The sequence below is a fragment of the Sphingobium sp. JS3065 genome (assembly GCF_026427355.1).
Taxonomy (GTDB): Bacteria; Pseudomonadota; Alphaproteobacteria; order Sphingomonadales; family Sphingomonadaceae; genus Sphingobium.
This window is the reverse complement of the sequence record NZ_CP102665.1, coordinates 795,778-822,111: the sequence shown is the minus strand read 5'-3', so window position 1 is coordinate 822,111 and position 26,334 is coordinate 795,778. Positions and strand designations below refer to the sequence as shown.

Here is a 26,334-nt window from a genome sequence, read left to right as displayed (position 1 = left end):
GTTCCTGTTCGATGTGGCAGGCCGAAGAGCCTGCCCATAAAGGGCTGGAATTTGGAAGGGCCGCGCAGCCCCGTCGACAGGCGGAGCGAGGGGCATCGGCTCTCGCGCTTTCAAGCAGCGCGCGTCGATTGGGGACGCGCCGCATGTTCGACCGCGAGGAAGGCGAAGACGAGGGCCGGGCCGATCGTGATGCCGCCGCTGGGATAGAAGCCGCCCATGATGGAGTTGCGGTCGTTTCCGCAGGCGTAGAGTCCGGGTATAGGTTCGCCGCGCTCGTCCATGACTCGCGAGTGAATATCCGCAGCAAGGCCGGCGGCCGTGCCGATGTCGCCCACATGCACGCGAATAGCGTAGAAAGGAGCCTTGGCGATCGGCCCAAGGCAGGGATTGGGCAGGTTGCCCGCATCCCCGAGATAGCGGTTGTAGGCGCTTGCGCCCTTGCCGAATTCGGTGTCGACGCCTCCCGCCGCATCGACGTTCAGCCGGTTGATGGTCTCCTGCAGAGCGCTTGCCTCCAGTCCCAGCTTACCGGCCAGTTCGGCGATCGTGGCCGCCTTGATGAGATACCCTGATCGTACCGCCCGACGGCGTTCGGACGCCAGGGGCGGCACTGAGCCGAAAGCATATTTGCTCACAAAGTCCGCATCGCAGATGAAGTGGACCGGCTGTTGGTCCTCGTTGTTCAACCGGCCGAGCATCGCCCGAACGAAGTCATGATAGTTCTCGGCTTCATTGTAGAAGCGCTTGCCGTGTTTGTTGACCGCTATCAGCCCCGGCTTCGCGCGATCGGCCATGAGATGAGGAAAGCGCGCCACCGTGCCATCGGGACGCTTCGCCGTCGATACCGGCGACCAGAAGGCCGGCTCGACATTGTCGGCGTCCAGCTTTGCGCCCTTGGCGATGGCTATGGCGATCCCGTCACCGGTGCTGTCGGGGCTTGTCGCGGAAAAGCCGATGGGCGCATCCTCCATCATCGTCTCGCGAAGTGGCTTGCTCCATGGGAAGCCACCCGTTGCGAGGATGACGCCGCGTCGCGCGCGGATCTGTTCTCGCCGTCCTGCGCGCCTGACCACGACGCCGGTCACGACGTCGCCGTCTTTCACCAGATCGACGAGACTTGTCTCGCGTAATACCGGAATCTGGCGTGCGAGCACGGTGCGATAGAGATTGGCGACAAGCGCGTTGCCGCCCGTTAGCCGCGTGCCTCGCCCGTAACGGCGGTAGACCGTTCGGTCGCGCAAGTCCCGCAATAGCAGCTTGGCGGTGTGAACGGCTGATTTGAAGGAGCGGCGCGCGTTGAGGAGATGATACACGTCCATCAGTTCGAGCATCTGCCGCCCGAACAGGCAGAGTTCGGGAAGCGGCGCCCTGAGGTCGCGAAAATGGGCGCCGAGAACCCGGCCATCCACCGTCAGCGGCGTCATCGCGCGGCCTTCCTGCGATGCGCCGTCTGCGTCGGGGTAGTAGTCGGGCGAGTTGATCGCCCGCACGTAGAAGAGCGGTCCGGTCTCCCGTTCAAGAGAGGCGATAGCCTCCGCACCACGTCGGAGATACTCCACGCGCGCGTCCCGCTCGTGATCGTTGCGTACGGTGCTGTCGAGATAGAGGGCCGCCTGGTCCATGCTGTCGGAAATGCCGGTCGCGAGATTGTGCTGGCTGGTGGGGACCCACGCGACGCCGCCCGAATAGCAGCTGGTGCCGCCGATCAGGTTCGTCTTCTCGATGACGAGCACACTCAGACCTTTGGCGTGCGCCAGAATCGCGGCCGAGAGCCCAGCTGCTCCCGATCCGGCGATGACAAGGTCGTAGATCTTGTTCACGCCCGACCGTCCATCTCGCCGAGCCGGTACCGGCCCGCTGCTATGTCGATACGCGGTCTCATTTGATCGCCAGAACGTTGACGGGCGCGCCGGCGGCCTCCGCAACCTTGAGCGGCGCCGCAGCATAGAGGAAATCCCATTGACCGTCTGCTTGCGAATCCTGCGCGAGCGCTTCGAAATTGCAGACTTCGTTGAACGTCACGCCGAGGTTGCGCATCAGCGCGCAATGCAACGGAATCTGCACGCCGATCGCAGGATCGAGTTCGGTTTCGTTGGAAATCGTGTCTGTCGACAGACACGGGATTTCCATCTCGTAGAACCAGTCTACCAGTTCGGGCGAGTAGGTGAGGCCCGGCTCGAGAAAGTCCTGGTAGAAGAGCTCAGGCCCCTGCACGCGCAAGAGCTGGAGGAAGCCCAGGCGCAGGCAGAGGATATCGTGCTTCTCGATCGTGACGCCCTGCCGCTTGGCGCAATCGAGCAGATCCTCGAGCCCGAAGAGATCGCCTTTTTCGAGATAGGGCTTACCCATATAGGTCGCCATATCGAGCAGAATGCCCCGGCCGACGACGCCGCGCTGCGCTACCGGCAGGATCGAGGCCTTGCGCAGACCACCCACGGTTCCGGAGGCCGGGTAGCCATTCCAGAGCTGATCGTCATACCAGACATGCCCAAGGGCATCGAACTGAGTCGAACCCTGCAGGAACATATCGATCCGGTCGTCCGCGAATTCGGCGCCCCCGGGGAGGGGAGCCATGTCGCCACGGACGTAACTGTCCTTGTCCACGGTCATTTCGCGCCTGGCGGGAGCACGGCCCGGCCACAGGGGGTCGCCGTCGGGATGGCCGATGACCTCTCCGCACGTGAAGACTTTCCCCTGCCTGACCGAACGGACGCCACGCAGCACTTCCGCGTTCGTCAGGAAATTGAGCGAACCGACCTCGTCGGCATCCCCCCATCGTCCCCAGTTTCTGGGCGCGTTCGCCAGGAGTGCGCTCACCCGACGATCGGCGTCATGGCCGTGATCATGCTGGTCACACATCGCAAACTGTCCTTTCGGGGGCATGTTCTTGGAAGCGAGAAGGGGTGGATCGTGCGCGCGCTTGAAGAGACCGGGCGCACGCCCGGCTGAGCCGGAAAGGCCGGTGAGGCACGCGGCTCTCCGCTTCTGCCGACCGGATGAAATGATCTACCATCGTCCTCTCCCTGACATCGCCGGCTCGGCAACGCCAATTATAGAAAATCGATAGGAAGGGATTTGTGGCGCAACAACAGCTTTCGACAAGCTGTTCACATCGCGAACGCGCATATCCGTTGAGAGCGCTGTATACTTGATCAGGCGCCGTCATTCGCCGACGGTCCGAGCAGCCGATGGGCCGACGCCGGCGACCGTTTCCCCTTCAAGGCCCTTTGCCCTCGATCTCCTTGGCGGCATCGAAGAGAGTCGGGAGCAGGGCCGTCACATCCGGCCCGGACCGGGCGGCGTCTATGCTACTGATCGAAACCGCCGCGATAATGGTTCCGCTAATGTCACGCACAGGCACGGCTACACATCGCAGACCATCCATGATCTCCTCGTCGTCCATAGACCAGCCGCGCTGTTTTACGCGCTCGATCTCGTCTCGGATTTCACCGGGGTCGACGATCGTCTTCGACGTGAGCGCCACGAACGCACCGTCCTCCAGATATCTATCAAGGATATCGTCGGGTAGCGCTGCGAGGAGTATTTTGCCCAGCGCGGAGCAATAGGCTTCGAGCTGCATCCCTTCGGCGGAATGGACACGGGTGCGTCCAAACCGTTGCTTTACGAGATAGGTGACCATCCCGTCTTCCCAGACTCCCAGATGCGAATGGCAACGCGTCTCTTTCGACAGCCGCTGCAAACAGGGGCGCGCAGAAGCGGCCAGGATATCATGACTGGAGATTCTGTCTGCCAAAGCGAGCAGCGCACGACCTAGGCGGAAGTTTCCGCGTCCCGCCCGAAACAGGTATCCGCGACGCGCAAGCGACTGCATGATGCGATGTGTCGTCGTGGTAGACAGCCCGCATTGTGCCTGTATCTGCGGCATGGACGCGCTGCCGAGTGCGCCGACAGCTTCGAGGATGTCGAGCGTTTTCTCTATGAGATGCGGGTTTTCAATCGGCACCTGCTGTAAGCTTCCATTCGTCAATTTCCGTTCTTTGGAAGTAAGCTCAAGACGTGCCGTTGTCAGCCCCTCTTAAAAGGAGAATGACGACGATGTCGCCCACCGCGAGGCGACGGCATATCCAACATCCTGAGAGGAGGCCGCCAGTGGCGAGAGTGAAGGCCGCCATCATAGGTTCCGGCAATATCGGCACCGACCTGATGATGAAGATGATAAAATATCCCCAAAACATGGAACTGGCCGCCGTCGTCGGCATAGATCCCAACTCCGAAGGGCTCGCGATGGCCCGTTCCCACGGCATCGCGACCACGCATGAGGGTCTCGACGGTCTGAAGAACCTTCCCTGCTACGCGGAACTTGGCATCGCCTTCGATGCGACCAGCGCCTACGCCCACAAGGTGCACGACGAAGCGCTCAGAGCAGACGGAATTCAGGTCGTCGACCTCACCCCGGCCGCCATCGGCCCGTTCATCGTGCCCCCCGTCAACATGGAAGCCAATCTCGGCGCGTCGAACGTGAACATGGTGACTTGCGGCGGTCAAGCGACCATTCCGATGGTCGCAGCCGTGAGTCGGGTCGCGACGGTCCACTATGCGGAGATCGTCGCTTCGGTGTCGTCGCGATCTGCGGGTCCCGGCACGCGCGCCAATATCGACGAGTTCACGCGCACGACAGCGCGGGCCATCGAAGCGGTCGGCGGCGCATCCAAGGGCAAGGCCATCATCATCCTCAATCCGGCAGAACCGCCGATGATCATGCGCGACACTGTGTTCACGCTATCTGAAGGCGCGGAAGAGGAAACGATCCGCGCATCGGTCGAAGCGATGGTCGCTGAAGTTCAGAAATATGTTCCGGGCTACCGGCTCAAACAGCAAGTCCAGTTCGAGCGGTTCGGCGACAACAACCGACTCAAAATCCCTGGGATGGGCGAATTTACGGGCCTCAAGACGATGATACTTCTCGAAGTCGAGGGAGCGGGCGACTATCTGCCGTCCTATTCCGGCAATCTCGACATCATGACCGCTGCAGCAAAAGCGACGGGCGAATTGCTCGCTCAGCGTATTCTCGCAAAGGAGGCCGCATGATGAGCAAGCGCTACAATGTGGATGGCGGCGAAAAGCTCTACATCCAGGACGTCACTCTTCGTGACGGCATGCATGCCATTCGGCACATGTATGGCGTCGACCATGTGAGGGCGATCGCATCGGCGCTCGACAAGGCTGGCGTGGACGCGATCGAGGTGGCGCATGGTGATGGGCTTTCGGGAGCGAGTTTCAACTATGGCTTTGGCGCGCACACGGACTGGGAATGGCTGGAAGCGGTTGCCGATGTTCTTGAACGAAGTGTGCTCACTACGCTCATTCTTCCGGGCGTCGGCACGGTCGAGGAACTGAAGCGCGCATACGATATCGGCGTTCGGTCCGTCCGCGTCGCCACCCATTGCACTGAGGCGGACGTCTCGAAGCAGCATATCGGCATCGCCCGCGACCTCGGAATGGACGTTTCGGGTTTTCTCATGATGAGCCACATGATCGATGCGGAGGCGCTGGCGGCTCAGGCCCTGCTTATGGAAAGCTACGGCGCGCAATGCGTCTACGTCACCGATAGCGGCGGTGCACTCGACATGGACGGCGTGAAGGCCCGGCTGGAAGCCTATGATCGCGTGCTGCGATCCGACACGCAGCGTGGCATTCATGCGCACCACAACCTGTCGCTCGGCGTGGCAAACTCCATCGTGGCCGCGCAGTGCGGGGCCGTACGGATTGACGCCAGCCTCGCCGGAATGGGCGCGGGGGCAGGAAACGCACCGCTCGAAGTCTTCGTCGCTGCCGCGGAACGCAAGGGCTGGAGCCACGGATGCGACGTTATGGCGCTGATGGACGCGGCCGAGGAACTGGTGCGTCCACTGCAGGACCGGCCGGTGCGAGTCGATCGCGAAACGCTCGCCTTGGGCTATGCCGGCGTATATTCAAGCTTCCTTCGCCACGCGGAAAAGGCGAGCGAAACCTACGGTCTCGACACGCGCGAGATTCTCGTCGAGCTGGGACGGCGCAAGATGGTCGGCGGTCAGGAGGACATGATCGTCGATGTCGCGCTCGACATGCTGAAGGCACGACAGTCGGCGTGAGAGGTTGCTCGGAGACGGGATGGGGGGGGGCGCCGATGGCGCCTCCCCGCAGATCAGCAGAAGCGAACCTGCGCTTCTCCGATGCCGTCGATTTTCGTGACGAACGTGTCCCCGGCTGCAGCCGGTGCAAGCGGGACAAGCGAGCCGGAAAGTATGATTTCACCCGCCTTCAATGGCACGCCATAAGCCCCAAGCGTGTTCGCGAGCCAGGCGACGGCTGTGAGCGGTGAGCCCTGGACGGCCGAACCAAAACCCTCGGAGATCAGTACGCCGTTCTTGAAGACTTCGCATCTGAGCGAGGGGAGGTCGAGGCTGCGCGGGTCGATCCGCTGATCGCCGAGCACGAACACGCCGCAGGACGCATTGTCCGCCACCGTGTCGATGATCTGGATATTCCAGTTCTCGATCCGGCTGTCGACGATCTCGAAGCAGGCGCACACCGCTTCGGTCGCATCGAGAACGTCGTCGTCGGTGACGCCTGGGCCGATGAGGTCGGATTTGAGAATGAATGCGATTTCGGCCTCTGCGCGCGGCGCGATCAGGTTTCCCGCTATCTGCACAGGAGCGTCCGGGGCTACCTGCATGCGATCGGTGAGGAAACCGAAGTCGGGTCGATCCACGCCAAGCATGTCCTGCACGGCCTTCGACGTGACGCCGATCTTCTTGCCGACTACACGTTCGCCTTCGGCTTCGCGCAGCGCCAGAATGCCGAGCGATATATTGTAGGCGTCGTCGATCGTGAGCGATGCTCTGTCACGCAGGGGGGCAACGGTGCGGCATGCACGCAAAGCGCGGAACAGCTCATCTGCGAATTGCCGCGACAGACTGCCTTCGTTCATTTCACGTCCCCTCTCTCTCGCCAGCCGCGCGGGGCGGCCCAAGGCTCCACGTTCAGCGTCGACCTGATGGCGGCTCGACGCCATGATCCTTCATGTTGCGTCAGTAACGCTCCCGGAACGTCACCGACATCGGTGCGCCGCGTTCGCCTTTATCGCGCTGGGCTGGCGTCGGCTTGGGACCGTCGGGGGCACATTGCGTCTGAGAGGTTCGGTCGCCGATCATCGACATCAGCCGTCCGCTGGCGGCTTCAAGGTGCTGGGGCTGCACGATGGCGGCTACGACCCTGTCGGGTCGCAGCACCACGATGGAGCCGTCCGCATCTTGGTGGGCGAACCATTCATGGAGAACGCCTTGCGCGTCCCCAATCATGATGGTGCCGTCCTGAACCGTTCCTCTGAAATTGTTGAGCTGGGTCTCCGGAACCACGGCTATGAACCGGGCACCGAGCGTTCGCCAGTAATCGCGGCCAGCCTCGGACAGGTGCAATTGCGGATCTGTTCCCCACGACACGATTGCGAAACGGATCCCTATGACGTCATCGAAGCGGATCGATTTGCCGTCCTGGGCGATGACCATGGGCTGCGGGAAGAGCCGGCCGGTCGTCCGTCCTTCAGGCTGACCGGACGCATTCGTCAAAACGATACCCTTGGTGAAGCGCGGCATCGGCTTGAAGCGCATCTGCACGAAATAGCGCTTCACCGGAGGGATGGCGTTGAGCGCCAGCGCGATGCGGTCGCGAAGCCACGCAACAAATTTGTTGGTTGGGGCGAAGATGCGGCCCGCAGTCACGGACAAATCGATCATCGCCTTGGCATGCTCGCGCCGTTCGGACTCGTAGCTTTCGAGGATGTCTGCGGAGGCCTCGCCGCGAATGACCATCGCGAGCTTCCACGCCAGGTTCGTCGCGTCGCGTATTCCGCTATTGTAGCCCTGGCCTTGCCAGACAGGCATGAGATGGGCCGCATCGCCGGCGATCAGGGCATTGCCTTTGCGGAAATGCTGCGCAAGCCGGGCATTATGGGTGTAGACCCGTGATCTCAGCACGTTGGCGCGCTCGGGAAAGGGAAGCGCTCGTTTCAACAGGCTTTGGATGCCGGCGGGCGAGCAAAGCTCTTCCTCTGTTTCGTCGCCGAAGACCATGAACTCCAGGCGCCGCATTCCATGGGGCAGCGCGATCGAGACATATGGGCGCGACGGCACGCAATGGAGGTAGGAATCGGGCAATCCCAGCGGATCGTCGAGAATGTCGATGACCACCCATCGCGTCGAATCGGTGATGCCGTCGAATCCGATATCGAGCGACTTCCGGACGATGCTTCGCCCGCCATCGCAACCCACGAGCCATCGCGACCGGATCGAAAGGCGGGTATCGCCTTGCTGCACCTGCAGTTGAACTGCGTCTCCGGTCTGTTCGAATGACAGCAGCTCAGTTCCAAACCAGGTGGATATGCAGTCGAAACGCTGAAGACCCTCGTACAATATCTCGTCCACCATGGGCTGGATGAACGAATTCCGGCGGGGCCAGCCGAACTCGCGCGTCTGCGGATCGATGAGGGCGAAGGTTTTCCCCGTCATCGTAAGGAAGCGCATCTTCTGACCCGGCGTGGTGTGCTGCGCTACCGCCTCGCCGAGTCCGATTGCCTGGAAGCTGCGAAGGCATTCGTCATCCATGCCCACGCCGCGCGGATAGTCGATCAGCTTGTCACGCTGCTCCAGCACGACTGCGCTGACGCCCATGCAGCCCAGATAGTTGGCGATCGTGAGGCCCACTGGTCCTGCGCCGATGATGACGACATCGACCTCTTCCGTCATTTGCCCCGTTCCTTGCTGCATTGGCCTAATTGTCCTTTTGCGGTCGTCGCGTCGCCGCTGTCGCGAAAGCTGGGACAGGTATCGGCGCCCCGAATACCCATCGCCGGTCGGAAACCGTTTTCGCTTCAACTTTCGAGAAGGAAATCAAGATGAATCTTGTTGAACTTCTCCGGATCCTCGAACTGCGGCCAGTGTCCGCAGCCATTCATGACTTCATAGCGTGCATTGGGGATGAGTTCGGAAATGCGGCGTCCCTCTTCGGGCGATGCCGTCGGATCATGCGAGGTCCACAGAACGAGCGTTGGCGCGGCGATGCGGCCAGATTCTTCGTCGCTGAACATATGCTTTCGCCGGGTTTCCATATCCTGAAGACACAGCACCCTTTCCATCACTTCCGGAAAGCCGGGCTGCGCGTAGATAGCGCGGCGCGTCTCGACCAGATCGTCGTTCACCTTCGAAACGTCGTGCATGAGGAACTCCAGGCGCGAACGTATCCGATCCGGATTGGGATCGCGGGCGGCCTCCATCGAAAGCTTCTTGATGCGCTCCATCACTTCGGGATGCGCCGTCCAGCCTCCGGCCGTGTTGAGAATGAGGCGATCGATCTTCTCCGGGTGATGCAAGGCAATCCAGGCCGCGACCCATCCGCCAAGCGACTCGCCTGAGATATGGGCCTTCTCGCGACCGAGCGCCTTGATTACCGCCAGGACGTGAGCGCCGTAATCGGGAATTTCATACCCGCTTTGAGGCTTGTCGCTCCATCCGTGACCGATAAGGTCAATCGCGACCGTCCAGAAATGCTCGCCATGGGATGCGAAGTTCCGACTGTAGGCCTCGGCGTGGCCGCCTGTACCGTGGATCAGGATGAGCAATGGCTTGTCGGGCGATCCTGATGATATGAACCGCGTCTTGATCCCGCCGGCATCGATATAGCCTTGTGAGAACGATGCGGCGGTAAGATCCGCCCAGACCGAATTGTGAAATTCACTCATATGTGCACTCTCGCTGCCTATTGCCTGATACATTGGCGATGGCCGGACTCAGCTTTCGGTCGCGGCCAATATACCCATTCCGGTGATCCATGCGTCGATTGCCTCGTAGAAGTGGACCTTTGCTCGGTAACCGGGGGACAGGGCGGCCAGCGCAGCGATCCAGGCCCGCGCTTCATGTCCGCCTCGACCGCCGATCTTGGCGATGTCGTCGTCTGAGACGGCATCGAGGATCGAAAGGTCTCCGGCCACGAACGCATCCAGCAGCATGCGGTCCCATTTCGCATTGGCAGGCAGTAGCGAGGACTGGCCCGCGACCATCGCCTTCCCTTCAATCTTCGCGCGACTCTGCCTCGCATACCGTTGCGCATGCGCGAGAGGCTCGCCACTGACCAGACGACGGCGAACTTCTGGGCCTGCGGTATTCAAGGACGCCATCGGCGGATCGTGCGACAGACCGCCTGAACCCATGATGAGGATGCGTTCCGGGGCGGCGCGCGCCCAGTCTCCAACCGCGCGCCCCAAGGCGCGCGCGCGCTCGAAAGTGGGCAAGGGCGCCGCTGCGCAGTTGACGAAGACAGGGACGATCGGAAATCCGGCGCGACCTTCGAACAACCATTCGAGCGCCTGAATGGCGCCATGATCGACCTGCATGTCGTAGGAAACGGCGACATCGACGCCGGCATCCAGGACCGCGCGCGCCAGCGCCTCCGCCCGCTGTGTGGGAATGTCCAATCGGCCCGACGCCGTGCCGTAGTCGCCGACCGACGCGCCTTCCATGCCGATGCAGAAGGAGGGAAGAAGCTGGTAGAAAAAGCCGTTCAGATGATCGGGATAGAAAATCACCGCCAGGTCCGGATTCCGCTCGTCCACAAACGCTGCAACATCGCGCAGCGCTTGGTCGAATTGCGCCTCCACTTCGGGGGCGGGCCGGTTGCTTTCCTTCAAAGGGCTGTGTGACAGGCACACAGTTCCGACTATCATGGCATATCTCCCCTGACCCGACTGAGCGCGCCCCGGCGCCTTCGAAATCTTGGCGCCAGTGATCGAAAACCCCTTGACCTTTTGCAACACAAATTGCAGCGGTGTTCACTTAGTGAACGGATAGAAGCCATGAAGCCAGAGGATCGCAATCCATACAAAGACGTCCGATCGCTTGTCCGCGGCTTGCGTGTGATCGAGATGCTGAGCGAGCTCGGCTGGGCTAAGGTTGGCGAATTGAGTGCTGCCGCCGGCATACAGCGCTCGTCGGCCTACCGGCTCGTGAACACGCTCGAGCAGCTGGGCTATGTAACGCGTCGGAGCGACGACGGCGCGGTCGCCCTGACGACGAAATTTGCCTATCTCGCCGACGCTCTCAAGGATGACGACATCGTTACCCAGTTCGCATGGCCATCGCTGTTCGAACTCTCAAAGGACGTTCTGTGGCCTTGCGACTTCGCGAGCTTCGAGGGCGGCAAGGTCCTGATCCGGCTTTCGACGCACAAGATCAGCCCCATGTCGATCCATCGAGGGATGGTCGGCAAGGAGCGTTATCTCATGCGATCCGCGCTCGGGCTCGCTATTTTATCCGGAATGGCCGAGGACGAACTGGAATCGTCGCTCTCGATCATCGAACGAATGGGCGGCTCCAACGCCGAGGACGTTCGCAATCGAGAGACATTGCACCGTACGCTCGATACTGTCCGCGCCCGCGGTTACGCGAGCTCGGCGGGCCAGACAGAAGCCAAGATAAGCGCCATCGCGATGCCAGTCCGTTCGGCTCAGGAGCGTGTCGCTGGCGCCGTGAACATCGTATTCTTCAGAAGTGTCATGACGACCGAGCAGGCCGCGGACCGTTATCTTGAGAAGCTCAGAATGTGCGTGCGAGAGGTTGAACGTTCGCTAAAAGATTTTGCGGAGCGAAACAGCATCGCCGGAGATTGAGGGCACGCGGCGAACTGCGCGGCCCCGTGCGTCTCAACGGGCTGTCAGGCCACCATCGACCACAATGGCCTGGCCAGTGATGAACGCGGCTTGGTCCGATGCGACAAACGTGATTACCGCAGCGACTTCGTCCGCTTGCCCCCAACGCGCCATGGGAACGCGCAGCTTTTCCTTGATGAGCGCGTCGCTCTCTTCCGGCGTGGGCTGGAACGGCTTGGTCATCGGCGTCTCGATATAGCCAGGACAGACGACGTTGGCGCGAATTCCGTCCTTCGCATATTTGAGCGCGGCATCCTTGGTGGCGCCGATCACGCCGTGCTTGGAGGGGCCGTAACCGGCCGGGCCGATCGATCCCGTCAGGCCCGCGATGGAGGCGATGTTGATTAGCGAACCGCCGCCAGTCCTCTGCAGGATCGGCAGGCTCGCCCGCATCGCGCGCCAGGTGCCCAGCAGGAACATGTCGACGTTGCGCTCGAAGTCGTCATAATCATCGGTGCTCGTGCGACCGGCGGAGTTGACGACCACGTCAAGTCCGCCGAAATGCTCGACCGCTTTGGCGATGCTGGCCTTTACGCTTTCATCGTCCAACACGTTGGTCTTGGCGAAGACTGCCGACCCGCCGTTCTCCTCGATGCTTCGCACGGTCTCGGCTCCGAGCGCATCGTCCATATCGGCCACGACGATCTTGCTGCGGCTCTTCGCCATCCTCAAGGCTGTGGCGCGGCCGATGCCGCTCGCACCTCCCGATATCCAGGCGACTTTATCTGCTAGGCTCGCGTAAACGACGGTTTCCATAATCCTTCTCCTGCCCGGGACTTCCGTGCCGCTCTCGCGCTTGCGTCCCATTCCTCGCACGACGGTGTCGGCTCGCGGGGACATGGTCTGCCGGGCGCGCTGTCCGTTAGCGCTTTCGGTTGTGGGCCGGCAACTGCGATCATTGAAATGTTCGCAAAGTGAACCTGGGCGGGATTTGGCGTGGGGTAGGATGCGCGCTCTAGCGGTATGCCGACCAATGGCCGAGCGAAACGGCCCGTCAGCGTTCTGATATGTGTTCGCATTGAGAACAGACGCGTGATCGACATTGCGGAGCCAGAGGCGAGGGCCTATCCCGATCTCAAGCAGGCGGGCACGGTGGCTTAATGACGCTGCGAGATCGGAGAGGCTCCCTGTGAAACCCGATGGTGCGGCGGGCCTCCGAGCGGAGCTTGAGCCCGACCTATCGAGTTTTTTGTTTCAACTGGGATGCCTCCATGACAGACGTGAATATCCAGGTCGCCGCCGCAGATTGGGTTGCCGCATTCGAAAAGGCTTTGGAGTCCAGGGACGCTGCCCAGCTCACGCCGATCTTCTGCGATCCGGCCTATTTTCGAGACAATGGAGCGCTCACGTTCGACTACAGGCAGTTTCACGGGCGCGACGAGGTCGTCGCGAAGCTTCTAGAACTCGCCGCGCTGACCGAGCCGCGGAACTTCAAGATTTCGGACAAATGGCCCGCGCCGCATCAGATGGGTGAAGGCGAAGCTGCTTTCATCGAAGCGTTTTTCGACTTCGAAACCAAAGCCGGTTCTGCGGTTCTGCTGCTGAACGCAATTGCCGCAGAAGGCGGCGAACTCCAGGCCCGCGCGATCTTCACGCGGATCGAGGACCTTCACACGATCGATCGGCCGCCGCCGTTTCCGCGCGGCCGTGGCTACGAGCCCGGCTATCCAGGGCAGACCTGGCTCCAAAATCGGGACGAGGCGCGCCAATATGCCGATGCCGAACCGGATGTGATCGTCATCGGCGCCGGTCAGTCGGGCGTCGTTACGGCCGCCTATCTGCGACGGTTCGGGGTCAGCGTTCTCAATATCGATCGTTATGAGAAAGTGGGCGACAGCTGGAACAAGCGCTACGACTCTCTCTCGCTTCACAATCCGATCGAGATGAACGGGTTTCCGTTCCTGGCGTTCCCGCCGCACTATCCCGAATATCTGCCGAAAGACCTCATGGGCGAATGGCTGGATCTCTATGCGCGCTACATGGATCTCAACGTATGGAGTTCGACGGAATTTTCCGGCGCGACGTTTGACGAGGCGACTGGTCGATGGACCGCACATGTGCGTACTGCGGACGGTTCGGAGCGCGTATTGCATCCACGCCACATCGTCATGGCCACCGGGGGTATCGGCGGAAAGCCGTCGATGCCGCGGCTGCCCGGCCTTGATCGCTTCGCCGGGCCGGTCATGCACTCGTCGCAATATTCGAGAAGCTCGGACTACGACTTCAAGAAAGCCATCATCGTCGGCGTAGCGACGAGCGCCCACGACATTGCCCGAAATCTGTCCGAGGGCGGAGTCGACGTCACGATGATCCAGCGCGGCGCTGTCGTCATCAACAATGTGGAGACAGCCAATCTCGCCTATGCAGGCTATATCGACCCCGAAATCCCGACCGAGCTCGTTGATATTCGCTACGGTATCGGCCTCATCAACCCGTTGCGCGAAAAGGCCAGCCAAACCTATCATAAGATGGCGAAGGATCTTGACGGCGCTCTCCTGAAGCAGCTCGAGGCCCGGGGTCTCAAGCTGGGCGACGGCGTCAACGGTCAGGGCTGGCTCGACCTATTCCTGCGAACCGGCGGCGGCTATTATCTCAATACCGGTACGTCGGAGATGATCGTCGATGGTACCATCAAGATTGCGCAGTACGACCAGATCGAGACTTTTGTGCCCGAAGGCGCCAAGCTCAGGGACGGCAGCTTTCTCGAGGCGGACGTCGTCATTCTCGCCACGGGATATCAGAGCCGCATCTCGGAAGTGATCGACTTCTTCGGTGCCGAGGTGGGCAAGAAAATCGGCGAAGTGGCGCGGCTAGATGCGGAGGGCGAATGGGCCAACATCTGGGGGCAGACAGGACAGCGCGGCCTCTGGTTCAACGGCGGCGGCATCAACCAGATGCGGCCGGGGTCGGAACGTCTCGCCTTGCTCATTAAGGCCGATCTCGACGGTGTTATTCCAGATGTGCTGCGCCGCAAGCCCCACGCGTCGTCGATGGCTTCCTCGCCTGAACTGGAGAAGGCTGAAGGGTAAGTGTCGCCATCCCAGGTGCCTGCCTCAGATCAAGGGTGGGCATGCCTCGGCGCTGTTCTACTCGCTGGTCGAGACCTGCAAGCTCAATGGCGTCGAGCCGGAGGCGTGGTTCACCGATGTCATCGAGCGGATCGGCAACCATCCGATCAACCGGATCGACGAACTCCTGCCATGGCGCTGGCAGGCGGCCCGCGATAGTGCCCTGGCGGCATGAGCACCGCGACGCCGCCCCCCGCCTTGCAACTGCCGCTGGTCCGCGATCCCGGCCTGGTGCCGCCGACATGGCCCGGATCGAACACGGCCTCGTTACGGCCCTGGCCCATCACAAGGCTATCGAGGCCAGCTTCACCCAAGGCTGGCCCGGCTTCGCCCCCGCCGCCAAGTCTGGCGATCTGTGTTAGGTAACTTGATAATTGTCGTGGCGGTGGTTGGCCCGTCCGCTGTATCACAATGCGGTCGATGAGGTCGATTTCATCTTTGGGCAGCGCGATATCTGGCGAAGCTGTGGGCGCAGTGCAGTTGATCATGGTCATCCAGAACATCCGCCAGCTCAGAACACAGTAAATCGCGAGCAGGTTCACAAGCCGCTCTGCGATATGCAATTTGGCATCTTCTGCGCGGCATCCAGATTTAAGGATCTTGTGAAAGACCTCTATCTTCCAACGCAAAGCATACCATTGAAGCTTTTCGATCGCCCCTTTTCGCGACGTGATGGGGAAGTCAGTGATCATCTTCCAGTCGATGGGAGATCGGTTCTCCGGGACATCCTGTTCCTGAGCGTGGACTATGGTAAGGTCGAGCGCAGGGTAGCGCTTCTGCTTTCCGATCAGCGGTAAGACCCGGATCTGCTTATATTTCAGTGCCAGGCTGGTGGCACGCCATCGGCAATTTCAATCATGTGGCGACCTGCAATGGGTGCGTCCGCCATTTCAGCAGTAATGGTGTGTTTGCCATCGCCCGCCAGGCGATCAACGCATGTCCGTACCAGGAAATGGGTTCCGGCTTCGCGCGCAGCACAGAAGAACTCATAAATGTCGTTTTCGCGATCTCCGATGTGGATCAGGCGCTGGCCTTCGCCCAGCAGAGCTGTGGAGGCGCGCATATTCTCCAGCCAGCGGATGCTCTCCTTGGCCTCGATCGGTACCCTCGTCGGATTTATATGACGCTTAACCGCAGAGGTGCCTTTGAATTTACTGCGCGACCAAAATTTGATCGCCGCCAACCCGAGCGGCAGTCCCTCGGTCGTCACCACCAGGCTGCTATGCATCAACAGCCCGCAAATGGTGTGTCGCCTGACAATCCCGACAGTCTCGCGCTTGCTTGGGGCATAGCCGATGGCCCCAACCTGCTCCGGCTTTTTGCGTTCATATGAAAATTCGGTGGTATCTTGCAGAACCAGGATCGGCCCCTCGACGGCTGCAACACGCAATGCCGTAGATTGGAAATGGCCATGCAGAATTTTACCTTCGCTAACATCGGAGTTGGAGAGAAAGCGATAGGCGGCTTTGGTGTTGGCCCAGTCCTGACAAGCGAGTGGAATTGGACCGCCCACCGCACCCGCCATCTGCGTCACCAACTGGCGCAGACGACGCCCAAGACGCACATCGCTAAAACGCGAAGCAGCAAGTTCGTCATCGATCCAGGCCTGAGATTCCGAGCCCCCGACCACAATCGTGCACCTCGCAACGGCGATCCTGTGTGCGAACAGGAATCATAACCGATTCCCTGGCCGCAATGCCGCTGCGATCAGTGGAATCTGGCGTCGGACCACTTGTGGGTAATTGAAAGCTTCCGTCGGCGCTTGCCATGCTGACGCGGGCGACGCGCTTTTCCAGCCTTAGCGCCGGGCGCTGGATGTGACCCTGATCGCTCGTCCAGCTTTCTGGTAAAAACAGCCGGAGACCTACCATCACCGGCACTTCTCCCGACGCCAGCGTCACGGACACCAGCGACTGGCTGTTCGACGTCTTGCCAATCGAGGAGGCATATTGTGACGCCACGTCGACCGAATGACGCCCTTTGTTCGGCAGCGCTGTGTCATCGATGCCAGGAAGGCATCAACACTGCCGACCAGTCGGTCGGCTTCTGCCAGCAGAGCCGCTTCCAATGGCGCGCTGTGCTAAATGCCACCGCAACAAAATGATGGAGTTGGTCGTAGCCGACCTCGCCGGCGCGGACTGCCATCAGCTGCACGCTCTTTGCGGCCTTCAGGACCGATCACACCAGCAATATTAAGCGGGCGATCCGGCGCTGCGATGGATGCGATAGCCCCGCCAGAAAAGGATCCAGCCATCGCTCCAAATCGATCCGCCAGTTCTCGTCTACCGCCATCGCACATGATCTGTCAGCTTACACTGACACAACTAGGGGTTGTGGGGATTCATCTTGAGTTGATGACGGCTGCGGCAAGATAGATCATGGCAGAGAAGCTCTGGTCGGTTTTGCAGGCGCGCATGGCGATGCGCTTGAACTCCTTGAGGTTGCAGAAGAAGTTCTCGATCAGGTGGCGCCATTTGTACATTTCGGCGTCGATCCTGAGCTTCTGGGCGCGGCCGGGATGCTGCGAGATGACGACCTTTGCTCCGCGCTGATCGAGTTCCTCGATGATCCAGTTGGAGTCAAAGGCCTTGTCGCCGAGCAGTGCGTCGAAGTCGATGCCGTCGATCAGTGGTGCAACGCCGATCGTATTGTAGCGATGTCCTGGCAGGAGTTCGAAGCGCACAAGATTGCCCAAGGCATCGGTCAGCACCAGAATCTTGGTCGTCATGCCGCCTTTGGAACGACCAATGGCCTGGCTCTGAGTCCCCCTTTTGCGCCCTGGCCGTGCCGGTGAACCTTGACGATGGTGGCATCAACCATGCGTATTCCATGTCGGGCTCGTCCGACAGGGCATCGAAAATCCGCTTGAAAACATCGGCTTCGCGCCAGTCGCGAAACCTTCTGAACGCCGTGCTCCAGTTGCCGAACATCGCAGGAAGATCGCGCCACGGACTGCCCGTCCGCACAATCCAAAGCACCGCCTCCACAAACAGCCGGTTGTTCCTGCCGCTGCGCCCCGGGTCAGTCGGCTTACCCGGACAGTGCGGTTCCATCTTTGCCCATTGGGCATCGGTCAGTACGAAGCGTTCCATCTGAAGTGATGAGGTGGACGGCCCCCACCCAAACGGCATCGAGTCGCCATGATGGTGCTGTCATCGACCATCAGTAGGAAGGAGCCGCCCACATGGAGATTACCACGATCGGACTGGATATCGCGAAAAACGTTTTCCAGGTCCATGGCGTAGATTGCGAAGGTAAGGTGGTGCTACGGCGCAAGGTCAAGCGGAACCAGCTGCTCACGCTGCTCGGCGAGCTGCAGCCATGCCTGATCGGCATCGAGGCGTGCGCGACGGCGCATCATTGGGCGCGTCAGCTCCAGGCACTTGGTCACGAGGTAAGGCTGATGCCGCCAGCCTATGTGAAGGCGTATGTGAAGCGGAACAAGAATGACGCAGCCGACGCCGAGGCGATCTGCGAGGCGGTGCGGCGGCCGACGATGCGGTTCGTACCGATCAAATCCGCCGACGCTCAGAGCGTGTTGATATTGCATCGTGCCCGCCATCTGCTGGTCCGGCAGCGGACCGCACAAGTCAGCGCGATGCGGGCGCACCTGGCGGAGTCTGGGGTCATCGCGCCCAAGGGTCGCGCGCATGTTCGCGAGCTGGTCGAAGCGCTTGCCAGTGGCACGGCGCTGGTACCGGAGCTCGCACGCCAGACCCTGCTGCTGATCGCTGACATGATCGAGGGGCTGAGCGGGCAGATCCGCGCGATTGAGATCGAGCTGATGAGATGGCATCGCGCCACCATTGCTTCCCGTAGGCTGGAGACGATCCCCGGGATCGGGTTCATCACCGCCACCGCGCTCGCGGCAACCGTCGGCGACGCCCGCGTCTTCCGCTCGGGTCGCCAGTTCGCCGCATGGCTCGGGCTCGTACCCAAACAACACTCCTCGGGCGGCAAGGAGCGCATGGGTGGGATATCGAAGATGGGCGATCGCTATCTGCGCCATCTCCTCGTTGTCGGCGCCACTGCTGTCCTACGCTACACCCGCCGCAAGACGACGGCCGTCAGCATCTGGGCGGACCGGCTGCTGGAGCGCAAGCCGGCGAGACTGGTGAGCGTCGCTGTCGCTAACAAGACGGCGAGGATCGCCTGGGCGGTCATGACGCGAGAGGAGGATTACCGCGCGGCTCCGGCCATCGCCTGAAGCACGCACGGAACAAAGTCTGGGCAGGAGAGAACGAAACGAATGATGCCAACTCGGTCAAGCCGGGGATCGGAACAACCTGCGTGATCCACCGCGCCGCGAGCGCGACACAGTGATGAGGATCCGATCCACTGACACCATCATGGCCAGCGGCCTCTCGCGCCGCGCGAATAGGCCGGACACATGAATGAACCTGACCAGGAAAAGCATCATCTGCCGAAAATCGCCCTTGCCCACCGGGGGTCGTCCACACATGAATCCAGAGGGTTCTGTGAGGTCGCGCGGGGTTGGTTGTGCGTCATGGCGCGGTGCGCGACCTCATTGAAGCCGGATTGAGCGCACTCGCTGGCTGGGCAGACGCTATGGGGTTAGTGGCTTCTGTCCCGGTCCTTGTCGAGGAACAGGCGGTCGTGAGAGGGGGCTGACCGGAGACGGAGGCGTCCGGGACGGTATGAAGGCCGAAGTGGGCAATGGTTGCGCGAGGGCAAGGGTGAGCGGCAAGTACCGTAATGTCGGTCTAGGCGGAGGATGACTGCGGCCCTCCGTGCGCCAGTTGGCTGCGTCGCCGTGGTGCCGTCATGATCAGGGAGGAAATAACGCTGGTTCATGGCTTTGCCGGCGGTCCGCGCGCTCGCCACGCCGTATCGCGCGGCATTGTCGCAACGATCCGTAACGTCCCGCCGCAACATGGGCAGACGGTGGGATCGAAATCGGCGCACTTGGGATGTGGCAAGGCGATGTCGTGGTCGGACGTCACCGGCCGCGTAATCACCAGCAGGGAGCGGATCGTCGCAAGCCGGGCACGACGGCACCCGTTGGCGAGAAAACCGTAGTGGCGGATGCGATGGAAGCGGTCGGGCAGAGTATGGAGCAGGAACCGGCGAATAAACTCGTCGGCAGCCAAAGCCATATGCTTTTGGGCATTGCCATGCCGATAGTCGCGCCAACGGAAGGTGACGGTTGCATCGGCCATGCTGACGAGACGACTGTTGGAGATAGCGACGCGGTGGGTGTAGCGGCCCAGATAGGCGAGAACATGCGCCGGTGAGCCAAAGGGCGGCTTGGCGTAGACCACCCAGGACATCTTGCGCAGCGACCTGAGCGTGGCGACAAAGGCGCGGCTGTCGCTGAGACCGCCAAGTGCCCCGAAGAACTGCAGGCGTCCGGCCTCATCCGCTGCCTGTAGCCGCGCCAGGAACAGTCGGCGGAAAAGGCGCGAGAGCACGGGGATCGGTAGAAAGAAGCGCGGTTTACAGGTGATCCAACGGGAGCCGTCGGCCGACAGTGCGCCGCCCGGAACGAGGCAGTGGATATGCGGATGGTGCGTGAGCGTCTGCCCCCAGGTATGAAGAATGGCGATAAAGCCGAGCTCGCCGCCGAGATGCTTGGGATCAGCGCCGAGCGTCTTGAGCGTCTCGGCCACCGCGTCGAACAAGATGGCGTAGACCAGAACTTTGTTTTGATAGGCGATCGCCGCAACCTCGGCGGGCACGGTGAATACGACGTGGAAATAGGGCACCGGCAGAAGGTCGGCTTCGCGCGCGGCCAGCCATCGTTCGCGCGCGATCCCCTGACACTTTGGGCAGTGCCGATTGCGGCAACTATTGTACGAGACCCGGCTATGGCCGCAGTTGTCGCAGGCCTCGACATGGCCGCCGAGCGCTGGGGTCCGGCACAGCTCGATCGCCGCCATGACGCGCCGTTCAACGCGGCCAAGGTGGCCGTCATGGGCAATGCGGTAAGGAGGGCCATGGCGGCGGAATATATCCGCCACCTCCAGCTCCGGACGCACAGCGGCGGCCTCAGCTGGGCGGCACCACGTCCAGGCTGAGACGGTCGAGCGGGCTTTGAGTCGTGGCGATCGTGGTCGTCGCGACATGGGTGTAGCGCGCCGTCGTCGATAGCTGGCTGTGCCCGAGCAAAACCTGGATGATCCGGATATCGACCCCGTTCTCGAGCAGGTGCGTCGCGAAACTATGCCGCAGCGTGTGAACGCTGACCCGCTTGGTCAATCCTGCCGCCTTGGTGGCTGACCGGCAGGCGGCGTGAAGACAGGTCGTGGTGATCGGCGTATCGGCGCTGCGTCCGGGGAACAGAAAATCCTGCGGGTGGGCGAGCCGCCAATAAGTCCGCAGGATCCCAAGCAACTGCGCCGAGAGCATGACCGTACGATCCTTGGCGCCCTTGCCGTGGCGAACCTGGATCACCATCCGGTCGCTGTCGATGTCCGTAACCTTCAGACTTGCAGCTTCAGAGGCGCGCAATCCTGCGGCATAGGCGGTGGTCAGTGCGGCGCGCGCCTTCAATGATGGCACCGCCTCCAGGAAGCGCACGACCTCGTCGGCGCTCAGGATCGTTGGCAGCTTGCGCGGCATGCGCGCATAGACGATCCGCTCCGGGATCTCCGCCCGATCCAGCGTGACGCCGTAGAAAAAGCGAAGCGCGCATACGATCTGGTTCAAAGAGCCCCAGGAAATGCCCTGCGACACCAGATAGACCTGAAATGCGCGGACATCTTCAGGCCCCAGCCGATCCGGTGATCGCCCGAAATAGCGACTGAACTTCGTCACCGCGTGCAGATAGGAGCGTTGCGTGGCGGGGGACAGGTTGCGCAAGCTCATGTCGTCGATCATACGACGGCGCAGCGGGCTGACCGTTACTGTGACGTCTGTCATGGGATGAACTCCTGGTGAGGGGTTGGTCTTCAGCAACCAAATCCTCCCACCAGGGGGTCATTCTCGCCAGCCCCCAGGCACCAGTCGAGCGTCAGCGAGTTCGTTCAATCCTAAATCCCCACAACCCCTAGCCGACAACAACCCGTTTCGACAAAATGCCGATCCGAGATGAAAAATGAAAGCCGGATGCGCTGAACCCAATATTGCGCCGCCTTTATCCCAAAACAGGGAAAAGCCCCGACCGGCTATACGGTCGGGACGATCTCGATCAGGTGGCGCGGATAAGCCGGACGATCAGGCTGTTTCGGGCGCGGGCGCCTTGGCGGCCTGCTTTTTCTTGGCGGGCTTGGCGGTTGCCTTGTCGGTAGGCTTGGCGCCAGCCGCGTCTTTCTTCGGTGCTGCCGGCGTGGCGATGGACAGCCGCTTGCGCGAAGCCGCCGCTTTTGTCGGCGGAGCTTTGGGAGCGGGCGCCTTGGCCTCGACGGGCTTCTTGCCCTCTGCGGCTTTCGGTGCGGGGGCCTTCCCCTCGGCCGGCTTGGCTGCCGGCGCCTTGACGACGGGTGCCTTCGCCGCGGCGGGCTTGGCAGGAGCAGTCTTCGCGACGGCGGGCTTTGGCGCGGCTGGAGTTGCGGCCGTTTCGGGCGCCTTCTTGGCGCTCACCACCGGCTTGCGGCCCAGACCCAGTTTCGTGGCGACTGCGCGCCGCGCTTCCGAATAGTTGGGCGCGACCAGCGGATAGGATTTCGGCAGGCCATAACGTTCGCGATAATCATTGGGCGTCAGGCCATGGCTGGCGAGATGGCGCTTCAATGTCTTGTACGGCTTGCCGTCGATCATGCTCAATATATGTTCGGGGGAAGACAGGCTTTTGCGGACGGACACGGCGGGCGTGTAAGTCGGCGCCGCCGCCTCGGCGGGCTTAGCCGCCAGATCATCAGTCAAGGCCAGGCGCGTGGTACGAATGAGATCGGCAAGACTTTCGCTTGCAACATTATTGTTGGATACGAAGGCGCTCACCAGTTGAACAGTGAGCGTCGTGATATCAGGCTGGTTGTTTTCAGACATTGGCCCCGCTTCCCATTTTCTGATCAATAGAGACAGTCTTTTGCGCGGTTTTGCGTGAAATGTAAATCCGAAACAATTGAACTGCGTCGACCGACTGCTTTTGCACGGAATAAACCATCACAATGTTCCGGGATGGTACAGATGATGCGCGCCAATTCCGCTCCCGGCCGGCGTCCGGCTTTGCGCCGGCAGCGGACAGTTTCGGGCCGAGCGCATGACAGCTTGCGTGGAAGGAAATTGCCTTGCCAATCTATATTCGTCCGTCGCGGGACAGTGTTTGCGCGCACCTCGCCAATATTCCGATGGCGTGAAATCTATTCCTGCCGGGCGGAAAGGAGGCAGGCCTCCGTCCCGCCGCAAAGACGATGGCGCGCCCCTGATGAAACAGGAGCGCGCCATTCGTTCGGGAATATGATCTCGTCCGGTCGTTCGGATGGACCGTTCCGATCTTTCGGCCGCGATCTTCCTAAAGGTCGGTTCAACCGTTCAACTGGTCCTTCACGGCCTTCGCCGGGGTGAAGGTCAGTTTCTTCGAAGCGGCGATCTGGATCACGGCGCCGGTCGAAGGGTTGCGGCCTTCGCGAGCGGGCTGATCCTTGACCTTGAACTTGCCGAATCCGTTCAGCGAAACCTCATCGCCCTTCGCGGCGGCGCCGGCGATCGCGGAGAAGACGCCGTCGACATATTTGCGCGCATCGGCCTTGGTCAGGCCATGATCGGCTGCCAGTGCTTCGGCGAGTTCGGTATTATTCATGATGATCTCCCTTTCGTGGACGGATGGTCTTAACCTGTCTCTTCGCGCTCAACTAGTCCCTTTGCGACCGGTTATCGGCGAAAATCAGCGTTAAAATCGCGTCATTACGGCTTTTTGGGGCCAAATCGCGCCTGCTTCCCCTTCGTCCGGCGGCTTTCCCGCCCTGTCGCGACTCCATGATCCGGTAAGAGGAGGAGGGGGTTTTGGCCTCTGCGAAACGGCGGCTGAAGGGCGTCGAGCGGGTCTCGCCAAAACGGTCGCAATTGTCGGGACGGCCTGCGCAAGCTCTCTCGCCCGGCGACCGGTAACAGCCCGCTTTCGTCCGGGCCGAACTTTACGAAAGCTTGCCGATAGAACCGATCCGGTCCCGGTTGCGGATGAAGGCCGCGCCATTTTCTCCCATCCTGTCCACCGGGGCGGCCCTTTTGGCGCCTCAGGGTGGCGTGGGACGATGTGGAAGAAGTGCAAGGCGGGGGCGGCGCGGTGCGGACGCGCCGCATGGGGAGTCTTCATCGGCCTTGGTCTGATGCTGGCGGTTCCGGCGGGCGCGCAGGAAGGCGTGTCGAACCAGCCGATCATCGACCGCGACCGCACCGACCGGCTGGAGCCGCGGATCTCGGCCCCGTCCGCCGCGCCCGCCCGCCCCGCGCCCTTGGTCCAGGTCGCGCCCGCGCCGGTGTCCGCCACTCGGCTTCTGCTGACGCGGCTGCATTATGACGGGACGACGCTGTCCGCCGCGCGGCTGGACGCCGCCACCGCATCCCAGATCGGCCGCCCCCTGACCGGCGAGACGCTGCAAGCCGTCGCAAATGCGATCGCCGCTGTCTATGCGGGCAGCGACATCGCCTACTATTCCGTGTCCATCCCTCCGCAGGCGGCGTCTGGCGGCGTCCTGACCGTGCGGCTGGTCGAGGGACGGGTGAGGGATTATCGCCTGGCGGGCATGTCGCCCAGCATGCCGACGGGCCTGATCGCCGCGCATATGCGCCGCCTGATGCGCGATGCGCCGCTGCGCAAGAGCACGCTGGAACGGACCCTGTCCCTGCTGCGCGACATTCCGGGGCAGACGGTGGACGCCCGGATGGCGCAATCGGGGGCGCCCGGCGACCTGCGGATCGACCTGATCGTCAAGCGCAAGCAGGTGCAGATCGGCCTTACCATCGACAATAGCGGCGTCAGCAATGTCGTGGACGGCGTACAGGCGCAGATGTCGGTCACGGTCAACGGCCTGGCGCGGGAAGGGGACAGCACGCGGATATCCGGCTATCTACCCTTCTATCCCGACCGCTATCAATATTATGCGCTCAGCCACGGCACGCCCATCGGCAGCGACGGCCTGACCCTGAGCGCGCAGGCCGCCCATGTGCAGAGCCGCTCGCGGGACAGCAGGACGGAAGGGGAGGCGACGCTGGCCGGGATTGCGCTCAGCTATCCGGTCCTGCGGTCCGCCAGAACCAACATGTCGGTCACGGCGGCGGTCGACGGCATCGACAGCGACAATTATTTCCTGGACATCCGCTTCGGCGATTACCGGTCCAGGGCGCTGCGCCTGGGCGCATCCTGGTCGCGCGCCGACGCAAAGGATGGTTACGCCCTGTCGGCGGTGGTCAGCCGGGGCTTGAATGTGCTGGGCGCCAGGCCCTTTACCGGCTTTTCCGAAACCGGCTTCGCCAAGATCAATGTTCAGGCCGTCGCGGTGAAGGGGATCGGCGACAAAATCAGCCTCAGAACTTCGATCAAGGGGCAATATTCGAAGGACCAGCTGCCGGTGACAGAGCGCTTCCCGCTGGGCGGCCGGGGCGCGGGCATGGCCTTCCGCACCGGCGCGCTGACGGCGGAGCAAGGGGTCGCGGCCAGCGCGGAACTCACATGGTCGCTGGCCGCGAAATCGCCCTTGCCGAAGGGGACCGCCCTGTTCGTCGCCGCCGACGGCGCATGGGCGCACACGACCGCCCGGCCCTTCTACAGGCTCGCCGCGCAGGATTACAGCCTTGCGTCGGCGGGGGGAGGGGTGCGGATCGGCCTGGGGCCGAAATGGCGGGCCAGCGCCGAAGTCGCCGTGCCGGTCAAGCGCCCCGGCCCGGCCTATGGCCGCAAGGCGCGCTTTTTCTTCGGGCTGGGGCGGACATTCTGATCCGTCCTTTTGCGAACACGCAAAAACAGATGCGCAGGAATTTGAGACGATGAACAATGTGTGGGAGGTATGGCCGTCGGCGCTGACCGGGGCCGAATGCGACGCCATCGTCAAGCGCGCCGCGCTCTATGCGCCGCAAAGCGCCACCGTCGGCTTCGCCCAGGGCGCGCGCCCGGATCATGGCTATCGCTCGTCCACCGTCAGTTGGCTGGACGTCCATCGCGACAAGGATATAGCCGACCGGCTGATGCAGTTCGTCCATTCGTCGAACCGCACCAATTTCGGCATCGACATCGCCGGACCCTATGACCTGCAATATACCGAATATCATGGCCGGGCGCAGGGCAAATATGACTGGCACCAGGATGTCTGGCTGGAATCGTCCCGCCCCTATGACCGGAAATTGTCGGTGGTGGTGCAACTGTCCGATCCGGAAGATTATGAGGGCGGCGCCTTCGAATTTTTCGGCCTTCAGCAACCGGGCGCGAATTTCGCGCCACGCGGCAGCATGCTGATCTTTCCCTCCTTCCTCCAGCATCGCGTCCTGCCCGTGACGAAGGGCGTGCGGCGCAGCCTGGTGAGCTGGATCGAAGGGCCGAGATGGCGGTGATGCCCGCTTAAAATGAACCGTTTCGGTGGAATGGACGACCGGCGCGATTTGCTTGCCCCGCGCCGTATTTTGCAGATAGGACGCCCCTGAAAAGCCCCGAAAACGGCGCGTCATCGGGCAATT

22 protein-coding genes and 3 pseudogenes are annotated in these 26,334 nt (G+C 61.9%); 9 read left to right on the top strand and 16 right to left on the bottom strand.

What is annotated here, in order from left to right; genetic code table 11:
- Nucleotides 1–110: 110 nt before the first annotated feature.
- Entirely contained in the window at nucleotides 111–1,820 is a 1,710-nt protein-coding gene (locus NUH86_RS21150) for an FAD-dependent oxidoreductase (RefSeq protein WP_267252449.1), read from the bottom strand.
- Nucleotides 1,821–1,878: 58 nt separating this feature from the next.
- A complete protein-coding gene (locus NUH86_RS21145; protein ID WP_323749038.1) occupies nucleotides 1,879–2,724 on the bottom strand; it encodes a cyclase family protein in 846 nt (281 codons plus the stop codon).
- On the opposite strand from NUH86_RS21145, the gene NUH86_RS21140 reads away from it, so the two are divergent.
- Nucleotides 2,659–2,949, top strand: a complete 291-nt coding sequence (locus tag NUH86_RS21140; protein ID WP_267252447.1) for a hypothetical protein — start codon at nucleotides 2,659–2,661, stop codon at nucleotides 2,947–2,949. The genes NUH86_RS21145 and NUH86_RS21140 overlap by 66 nt on opposite strands.
- 268 nt (nucleotides 2,950–3,217) lie before the next feature.
- Here the strand turns inward: NUH86_RS21140 and NUH86_RS21135 are convergent, their stop codons facing one another.
- Nucleotides 3,218–3,988 carry an IclR family transcriptional regulator gene (locus NUH86_RS21135; RefSeq protein ID WP_267252446.1) on the bottom strand — a complete coding sequence of 257 codons (771 nt, stop codon included), beginning with the start codon at nucleotides 3,986–3,988 and terminating at the stop codon, nucleotides 3,218–3,220.
- A 122-nt stretch (nucleotides 3,989–4,110) separates the two neighbouring features.
- Between NUH86_RS21135 and NUH86_RS21130 the strand changes: the two genes are divergently transcribed.
- Together NUH86_RS21130 and dmpG are read left to right on the top strand one after the other, a co-directional pair.
- Nucleotides 4,111–5,049: an acetaldehyde dehydrogenase (acetylating) gene (locus NUH86_RS21130; protein WP_267253020.1), complete on the top strand. Its 939-nt coding sequence runs from the start codon at nucleotides 4,111–4,113 to the stop codon at nucleotides 5,047–5,049.
- Entirely contained in the window at nucleotides 5,049–6,092 is a 1,044-nt protein-coding gene (gene dmpG / locus NUH86_RS21125) for a 4-hydroxy-2-oxovalerate aldolase (RefSeq protein WP_267253019.1), read from the top strand. The genes NUH86_RS21130 and dmpG overlap by 1 nt, the downstream gene beginning before the upstream one ends.
- 53 nt (nucleotides 6,093–6,145) lie before the next feature.
- On the opposite strand, the gene NUH86_RS21120 is transcribed toward dmpG, so the two are convergent.
- The 4 genes from NUH86_RS21120 to NUH86_RS21105 all read right to left on the bottom strand — a co-directional run bounded on the left by NUH86_RS21120 (nucleotide 6,146) and on the right by NUH86_RS21105 (nucleotide 10,717).
- Nucleotides 6,146–6,931, bottom strand: a complete 786-nt coding sequence (locus NUH86_RS21120; protein ID WP_267253018.1) for a fumarylacetoacetate hydrolase family protein — start codon at nucleotides 6,929–6,931, stop codon at nucleotides 6,146–6,148.
- A 100-nt stretch (nucleotides 6,932–7,031) separates the two neighbouring features.
- On the bottom strand, nucleotides 7,032–8,744 hold the full coding sequence (locus NUH86_RS21115) for a bifunctional 3-(3-hydroxy-phenyl)propionate/3-hydroxycinnamic acid hydroxylase (protein WP_267252445.1): 1,713 nt from the start codon (nucleotides 8,742–8,744) through the stop codon (nucleotides 7,032–7,034).
- 125 nt (nucleotides 8,745–8,869) lie between these two features.
- Entirely contained in the window at nucleotides 8,870–9,736 is an 867-nt protein-coding gene (locus NUH86_RS21110; protein WP_267252444.1) for an alpha/beta fold hydrolase, read from the bottom strand.
- Between the two features lie 48 nt (nucleotides 9,737–9,784).
- Complete coding sequence (locus NUH86_RS21105; protein ID WP_267252443.1) at nucleotides 9,785–10,717, bottom strand: 3-carboxyethylcatechol 2,3-dioxygenase; 933 nt, start codon at nucleotides 10,715–10,717, stop codon at nucleotides 9,785–9,787.
- A gap of 129 nt (nucleotides 10,718–10,846) precedes the next feature.
- On the opposite strand from NUH86_RS21105, the gene NUH86_RS21100 reads away from it, so the two are divergent.
- Complete coding sequence (locus NUH86_RS21100; RefSeq protein ID WP_267252442.1) at nucleotides 10,847–11,659, top strand: IclR family transcriptional regulator domain-containing protein; 813 nt, start codon at nucleotides 10,847–10,849, stop codon at nucleotides 11,657–11,659.
- A 33-nt stretch (nucleotides 11,660–11,692) separates the two neighbouring features.
- Here the strand turns inward: NUH86_RS21100 and NUH86_RS21095 are convergent, their stop codons facing one another.
- On the bottom strand, nucleotides 11,693–12,454 hold the full coding sequence (locus NUH86_RS21095; RefSeq protein ID WP_267252441.1) for an SDR family NAD(P)-dependent oxidoreductase: 762 nt from the start codon (nucleotides 12,452–12,454) through the stop codon (nucleotides 11,693–11,695).
- A gap of 455 nt (nucleotides 12,455–12,909) precedes the next feature.
- On the opposite strand from NUH86_RS21095, the gene NUH86_RS21090 reads away from it, so the two are divergent.
- Entirely contained in the window at nucleotides 12,910–14,727 is a 1,818-nt protein-coding gene (locus tag NUH86_RS21090; protein WP_267252440.1) for a flavin-containing monooxygenase, read from the top strand.
- A gap of 34 nt (nucleotides 14,728–14,761) precedes the next feature.
- Nucleotides 14,762–14,941, top strand: a pseudogene (locus tag NUH86_RS21085) (transposase domain-containing protein); the annotation flags it as partial.
- On the opposite strand, the gene NUH86_RS21080 reads toward NUH86_RS21085, so the two are convergent.
- From NUH86_RS21080 to NUH86_RS21070, 4 genes and pseudogenes are all read right to left on the bottom strand, one after another.
- Nucleotides 14,874–15,458 carry a hypothetical protein gene (locus NUH86_RS21080; RefSeq protein WP_267252439.1) on the bottom strand — a complete coding sequence of 195 codons (585 nt, stop codon included), beginning with the start codon at nucleotides 15,456–15,458 and terminating at the stop codon, nucleotides 14,874–14,876. The pseudogene NUH86_RS21085 and the gene NUH86_RS21080 overlap by 68 nt on opposite strands.
- A gap of 125 nt (nucleotides 15,459–15,583) precedes the next feature.
- Entirely contained in the window at nucleotides 15,584–16,396 is an 813-nt protein-coding gene (locus tag NUH86_RS21075; RefSeq protein WP_267252438.1) for a transposase DNA-binding-containing protein, read from the bottom strand.
- A gap of 145 nt (nucleotides 16,397–16,541) precedes the next feature.
- Nucleotides 16,542–17,058 (bottom strand): annotated as a pseudogene (locus NUH86_RS24920) (transposase); the annotation flags it as partial.
- A gap of 49 nt (nucleotides 17,059–17,107) precedes the next feature.
- Nucleotides 17,108–17,858, bottom strand: a pseudogene (locus tag NUH86_RS21070) (IS5 family transposase).
- Nucleotides 17,859–17,950: 92 nt separating this feature from the next.
- On the opposite strand from NUH86_RS21070, the gene NUH86_RS21065 reads away from it, so the two are divergent.
- Nucleotides 17,951–18,973 carry an IS110 family transposase gene (locus NUH86_RS21065; protein WP_267252437.1) on the top strand — a complete coding sequence of 341 codons (1,023 nt, stop codon included), beginning with the start codon at nucleotides 17,951–17,953 and terminating at the stop codon, nucleotides 18,971–18,973.
- Nucleotides 18,974–19,577: 604 nt separating this feature from the next.
- On the opposite strand, the gene NUH86_RS21060 is transcribed toward NUH86_RS21065, so the two are convergent.
- The 4 genes from NUH86_RS21060 to NUH86_RS21045 all read right to left on the bottom strand — a co-directional run bounded on the left by NUH86_RS21060 (nucleotide 19,578) and on the right by NUH86_RS21045 (nucleotide 23,467).
- The gene (locus tag NUH86_RS21060) at nucleotides 19,578–20,765 is read right to left on the bottom strand and encodes an IS91 family transposase (protein ID WP_267252436.1); all 1,188 of its coding nucleotides are present in this window, start codon (nucleotides 20,763–20,765) and stop codon (nucleotides 19,578–19,580) included.
- Nucleotides 20,766–20,775: 10 nt separating this feature from the next.
- Nucleotides 20,776–21,648: a tyrosine-type recombinase/integrase gene (locus tag NUH86_RS21055; RefSeq protein WP_267252293.1), complete on the bottom strand. Its 873-nt coding sequence runs from the start codon at nucleotides 21,646–21,648 to the stop codon at nucleotides 20,776–20,778.
- Nucleotides 21,649–21,942: 294 nt separating this feature from the next.
- A complete protein-coding gene (locus NUH86_RS21050) occupies nucleotides 21,943–22,713 on the bottom strand; it encodes a MucR family transcriptional regulator (RefSeq protein ID WP_267252435.1) in 771 nt (256 codons plus the stop codon).
- 478 nt (nucleotides 22,714–23,191) lie between these two features.
- The gene (locus NUH86_RS21045) at nucleotides 23,192–23,467 is read right to left on the bottom strand and encodes an HU family DNA-binding protein (protein WP_267252434.1); all 276 of its coding nucleotides are present in this window, start codon (nucleotides 23,465–23,467) and stop codon (nucleotides 23,192–23,194) included.
- A gap of 451 nt (nucleotides 23,468–23,918) precedes the next feature.
- Here NUH86_RS21045 and NUH86_RS21040 point away from each other — a divergent pair, with 451 nt between their 5' ends.
- Nucleotides 23,919–25,601: a ShlB/FhaC/HecB family hemolysin secretion/activation protein gene (locus tag NUH86_RS21040; RefSeq protein WP_267252433.1), complete on the top strand. Its 1,683-nt coding sequence runs from the start codon at nucleotides 23,919–23,921 to the stop codon at nucleotides 25,599–25,601.
- A 49-nt stretch (nucleotides 25,602–25,650) separates the two neighbouring features.
- Nucleotides 25,651–26,211, top strand: a complete 561-nt coding sequence (locus NUH86_RS21035; protein WP_267252432.1) for a 2OG-Fe(II) oxygenase — start codon at nucleotides 25,651–25,653, stop codon at nucleotides 26,209–26,211.
- Nucleotides 26,212–26,334: the final 123 nt, after the last annotated feature.